We start from the raw sequence: 5,091 nt of genomic DNA on the forward strand, positions 1-5,091 counted from the left end.
CCCGCTACACCCACATCGACCCGGCGCAACAGCAGGACGAGCTGACCACGCTGGTCGAACCCAAACCCGGTGAGCCGTTCGTGCTGCACCCCGGCGAGTTCGTGCTGGGCTCGACCCTGGAGTGCTGCACGCTGCCCGAAGACCTCGCCGGGCGGCTGGAGGGCAAATCCAGCCTCGGGCGACTGGGCCTGCTCACCCACTCCACCGCCGGATTCATCGATCCGGGCTTCTCCGGGCACATCACCTTGGAGCTGTCCAACGTGGCCAATCTGCCGATCACCCTGTGGCCGGGCATGAAGATCGGGCAGCTGTGTCTGCTGCGCCTGACCAGTCCGGCAGAACACCCTTACGGCAGTACACGCGTAGGGTCGAAATATCAGGGCCAGCGCGGGCCGACGCCGTCCCGCTCGTACCAGAACTTCATCAAGTCCGGGTAGCCCTCGGATAGCACGCCGCCCCGCGGCTGCGATGAAGCCGGTTTCGGCCAGCCCTGGTAGGGGTAAGGCCCGCATACCTGGCCGAGCAGCAGAAGGGGAGGTTGTCGTGGAGATCGTTCTTGGGGTGTCGGTGGCACCCTCGGCGGTCCGCATGGTGTTGGTGGAAGGCGAGAACGCCGACGGGCTCACCGTGGAACACGACGACTTCGAGATCCCCGACGGAACGCAAACCGCCACGCAACGGGCGGTGTCGGCGATCCTGGGCACCCATGAAGGTGCCCGCGAAGGGGGCTACCAGCTCAGCTCCACCGGCGTGACCTGGAGCAGCGAAGCTGAGGCGACGGCGCTGCGCGAGGCGCTGGCCGGCCGCAAGATCGAGAACGTGATGCTGGTGTCGGCGTTTTTGGCCGCTGCCGCGCTGGCGCAGTCGGTGGGAAGTGCCACCCGCTATGCCCGCACGGCCCTGCTGTTCGTCGAGCCCGACACCGCCACCCTGGCCGTCGTCAACTCCGATGACGGTTCGATCTCCGAGATCCACCGCCAGCCCCTGTCGCCCGACGACGACAGCGCGGTCGGCGAGATCACCGAACTGGCCGCCAACGCCCAGCGCCTGGAATCCCAGCCCGACGGACTGTTCGTCGTCGGCTCGGGCGTCAACGTGGCGATGATCAAACCGGAATTGGACAAAGCCACCGAGCTTCCGGTCAGCGTGCCGGAGGAACCGGACATGGCCCTGGCCCGCGGGGCTGCGCTGGCCAGCGCCCACGCCCCGCTGTTCTCGTGCTCCACCCGGGCGCAGGCCTGGGCGCAGGACCCGGGCACCGGCGAACTCGACCCCGCGCTGGCCGGCGCCTACGCCTATGCCGCAGCGCCCGGTATGGCCTACGGCGTCGAGGTGGACTACAACGCCACCGCCAACAACGAGCCGCTTGCCTACAGTGCGCTTCCCGATCTCGCCGACGATCCCGCCCTGGTCGACTCCCGGATGCTGGACTTCAGCACCGTTGTCCAGCCGCGGGAGCGCAAGCCGATGCTGGTCACCGGCGGAGTCGCGGCCCTGTTCGTGATCGGCGTGCTGGGTTTGGCGATCGCGTTGGCGGTGGGCATGCGGGCGGCCAACCAGGACCGGCCCGACGTGCGGGCCAATATCGTCACCCCGCAAAAGCCCGCGCCGGCGGCAGTGGTCACCCCTGCGCCTCCGCCTCCAGCGGCACCGCCCGCTCCGGCCGGACAGCCGGCTCCACCGCGTGCTCCGGTCCCTGCCGTCGAGGCGCCGGCCCCGCGGGCTCCGGCACCCTTGCCGGTGGCACCGGCACCGCCACCCCCGGCGCTTCCGCCGCCCCCTCCGGTGCTGCCACCCCCACCGCTTCCCAACCTGGGAATTCCGGGCCTGCCCGGCGGTCCGCCGCTGTTCGGCCCGCCCAAGGGCGGCCGCGGCGACGACGGCTGGGGACCCGGCCGCGGGCGGGGTCCCGGCGGCGGTGGGCCCGGTGGCGGGCACGGCCGCGGCGGCGGCGGGTTCCCGTTCCCGATACCCGGCCTGCGCTTCTGAGCGGGCGTTCACTTCCCCAGCGCTTGTAAGATGGGCTAAGAATCCGCTGGCAGTGGAGGAGGTGCGGTGGACATCGTCTTGGGGGTCTCGATGGCCCCGCCGTCGGTCCGCATGGTCCTGGTCGAAGGCGAACACGCCGGCGGGGGAACCGTCGACGAAGACGGCTTCGAGGTCCAGGCCGGCGACGCGAGGCTGCCCCACCAGGTTGTCTCCGCCATCCTGGGCACCCAAGAGAGTGCACGCGAGAGCGGCTACCGGCTGGCGGCCACCGGGGTGACCGTCACCGACCAGCTGCAGGCGGGTCGGTTGCGCGACGCCCTAGCCCAGCACCGCGTCGAAAACGTGATGCTGGTGTCGGCGTTCTTGGCGGCAGCCGCGCTGGCGCAGACCGTGGGCAGCTCGGTCGGCTACCAGCGGACCGCGCTGATGTTCGTCGAGCCCGACGGGGCAACCCTGGCGGTCGTCGACTCAGCGGACGGCTCGATCACCGAGGTGCAGAAGGTGACGCTGCCGCCCGATGACGCCGCCGCGAAAGGCGAGCTGACCCGGCTGGCCGCAGAAGCCGGCCGCTTGGCCTCGCAGCCCGAGGGTTTGTTCGTCGTCGGCTCCGGCGTCAACATCGGCGTGGTCAAGCCCGCACTGGATGCGGCCAGCGCACTGCCGGTCAGCGTGCCCGAGGAGCCGGAGACCGCGTTGGCCCGCGGCGCGGCGCTGGCCAGCGCGCAAACGCCGCAATTCGACTCCTCGACGTCGGCGCTGGCCTGGGCCCGCGACCCGGGCACCGGCATGATCGACCCCGAGCTCGTCGCACTGGCGTATGCCTACCCCGCCGACTACGACGCCACGGTGGGTGAGTACGCCCTGGCCTACAGCGCAGTTCCCGACGATGCCCCCAGCGGCTACCTGGACCTCGGCGCAGACCCCCTCGACGGCGCCGTGCTCGATGCCGACGACAGCTCCCCGCCGAGTTCGGCGCTCGGGGTCGTCGACGAGCGTGAGCCCCTGCTGCGGCGCAGGCCATTCCTGCTGGCCGGCAGCGGCCTCGCCGCGTTCTTCGTGGTCGGGGTCTCCAGCTTGGCGGTGGCTCTGGCGGTCAGCATCCGGCCCACCGCCGCCGACCATCCGGCCCCCAGTGGGCACATCATCGCGCCGACCCAGCAGGCACCCGCCCCGGCGCCCGCACCCGAAATGGCGCCCCTGCCGGCGCCCGAGCCGCCGGCCGCCCAGGTTCCGGTGGCTCAGCCGGTGCCCGCTCCGGCGGCTCCGGCGCCCGTTCCGGCGGCCCCGGCTCCGGCAGCGCCGGCGCCCGCCCCGGCTGCTCCGGCCCCCGCCCCGGTGGCTCCCGTACCGGTTCCGGTACCCATCCCGGTGCAGGTTCCGGCGCCGGTCGAGGTTCCGGCCCCCGCCGCGCCGGTGCCCGCCCCGCAGATCCAGCAACCCGAGCTGCCGCCGCTCTTTCGGCCGCCCACCCAAAAGCCCTCCACCAGCGGCGGCAATCCGTCCTGGCTTCCCGACAACGATGGTGGCGGCAAGAAGGGCGGTAACCCGTCGTGGCTGCCGGACAACGACGGTGGCGGGAAGAAGGGCGGTAACCCGTCGTGGCTGCCGGATAACGACAGTGGTGGCGGCAAGAAGGGTGGAAACCCGTCGCCATGGCTGCCGGGAATCGGCACTAACGGCGGCGGGAACAATCCCTGGATCCCGGGGCTGGGGGGCGGGAGCAACGCCCCCGGTGGCGGCAGCGGCTCCTGGTTCCCCGGCTTCGGCGGGGGCGGCCAGGGCAGCGGCGGCAACGGTGGCGGCTGGCCCTTCTGAGCAGGCGCAGAATCCACTAGCCTGACGCCGTGGACTACGCCGCAGCACTGCTCGATGAGACCCGCGGATTCGGCGAGCTGATCCGCGCCGGTGATCCCCAGCTGGCGGTCCCGACGTGTCCGGGGTGGAACCTCAACCAACTCTTCCGGCACTATGGCCGCGGAAACCGTTGGGCCGCACAGATCATCGCTGACCGGATGGACCATCCGCTGGATCCGCGAGACGTCGCCGGCGGCAAGCCCCCCGCCGAGCCCGACGCCGCCATCGCGTGGCTCCACGACGGGGCGCAACTGGTCCTGGACGCGGTCGCCCAGACGGGGCCGGACACGCCGGTCTGGACGTTCACCGGCCCGCGCCCCGCCTCGTGGTGGGTGCGCCGCCGACTGCACGAGGCCACCGTGCACCGCGCGGACGCCGCGCTGGCACTCGGTGATGCCTTCAAAGACTTCACGTTGTCTGCGGAGTTGGCCGCCGACGGGATCAGCGAGCTGCTGGATCTGACTCCGGCCCTGCTGGCGCGCAACGGCCAGACATCGGGGCTTGCCGAGGGCCAGAGCGTTCACCTGCACGCCACCGACGAAGGCCTCGGAGCCGCGGGGGAATGGACGATCAGCAGGCCGGTCGGCACCGACACGGTCAGCTGGTCGCACGACCATGGCAAAGGTTCGGTGGCACTGCGGGGTTCGGCCCTCGAGCTGTTTCTGGCGGTCACGCGCCGGGTCGCAGTCGCCGAGACCGGCGTCGCGGTCTTCGGCGACGCTGCGGTGTGGGAGAACTGGATCGACCACACCGTCTTCTGATCGGGCGGTAACTTGGGCGACCATGAGCACATCGGAGATCGCAACGGTACTTGCCTGGCACGACGCCCTGGCCGCCGGTGATCTGGACACGCTGGAACAACTGTCCAGCGACGATATCGAGTTGGCCGACGCCGACGGCGCCGGTCAGGGGCTTGAGGCATTGCGCCAGTGGGCCGCGTCAGTCGAGGTCAACGCTGGTATCGGCCGGATGTACTTCCATGACGGGGTGGTCGTGGCCGAACTGACCCCGGCGGGTGGCGGCGTGGCCCAAGCGGTCGCCTTCCGGGTGGTGCACGATCACGTCACCGCGGTGTTTCGCCACCAGGACCTGGAAGAGGCCCTGGCGGCGACGGAGCTCACCGAGGGCGATCGGGTCGATTAAGCCCCGGCAGGGATCGGCTTCACCCGGCTCCGCCGCGTTCGCGATCCCCGCTGGGACTCGGGCGGGGATCCGCTTCACCCGGCTCCGCCGCGTTCGCGATCCCCG

At 71.4% G+C, this 5,091-nt stretch carries 5 protein-coding genes; all 5 read left to right on the top strand.

What is annotated here, in order from left to right; all coding sequences use genetic code 11:
• On the top strand, positions 1-437 hold a 437-nt coding region (gene dcd / locus LI92_RS19660), incomplete at its 5' end, for a dCTP deaminase (protein WP_046321930.1).
• Between the two features lie 106 nt (positions 438-543).
• Positions 544-1,989: a DUF7159 family protein gene (locus LI92_RS19665; protein ID WP_286135202.1), complete on the top strand. Its 1,446-nt coding sequence runs from the start codon at positions 544-546 to the stop codon at positions 1,987-1,989.
• 66 nt (positions 1,990-2,055) lie between these two features.
• Positions 2,056-3,804 carry a DUF7159 family protein gene (locus LI92_RS23945; RefSeq protein WP_046321933.1) on the top strand — a complete coding sequence of 583 codons (1,749 nt, stop codon included), beginning with the start codon at positions 2,056-2,058 and terminating at the stop codon, positions 3,802-3,804.
• Between the two features lie 29 nt (positions 3,805-3,833).
• On the top strand, positions 3,834-4,604 hold the full coding sequence (locus tag LI92_RS19675) for a maleylpyruvate isomerase N-terminal domain-containing protein (protein ID WP_046321935.1): 771 nt from the start codon (positions 3,834-3,836) through the stop codon (positions 4,602-4,604).
• Between the two features lie 22 nt (positions 4,605-4,626).
• Positions 4,627-4,986: a nuclear transport factor 2 family protein gene (locus LI92_RS19680; protein ID WP_046321937.1), complete on the top strand. Its 360-nt coding sequence runs from the start codon at positions 4,627-4,629 to the stop codon at positions 4,984-4,986.
• The last annotated feature ends 105 nt before the right edge of the window (positions 4,987-5,091 follow it).

Origin of the sequence: Mycobacterium sp. UM_Kg1, from assembly GCF_000972925.1 — a bacterium.
Classification (GTDB): Bacteria; Actinomycetota; Actinomycetes; order Mycobacteriales; family Mycobacteriaceae; genus Mycobacterium; species Mycobacterium hiberniae.

Bases quoted from the DNA above. Each gene is read 5' to 3' on its own strand.
- LI92_RS19680 (WP_046321937.1), top strand. From the start codon at position 4,627: ATGAGCACATCGGAGATCGCAACGGTACTTGCCTGGCACGACGCCCTG.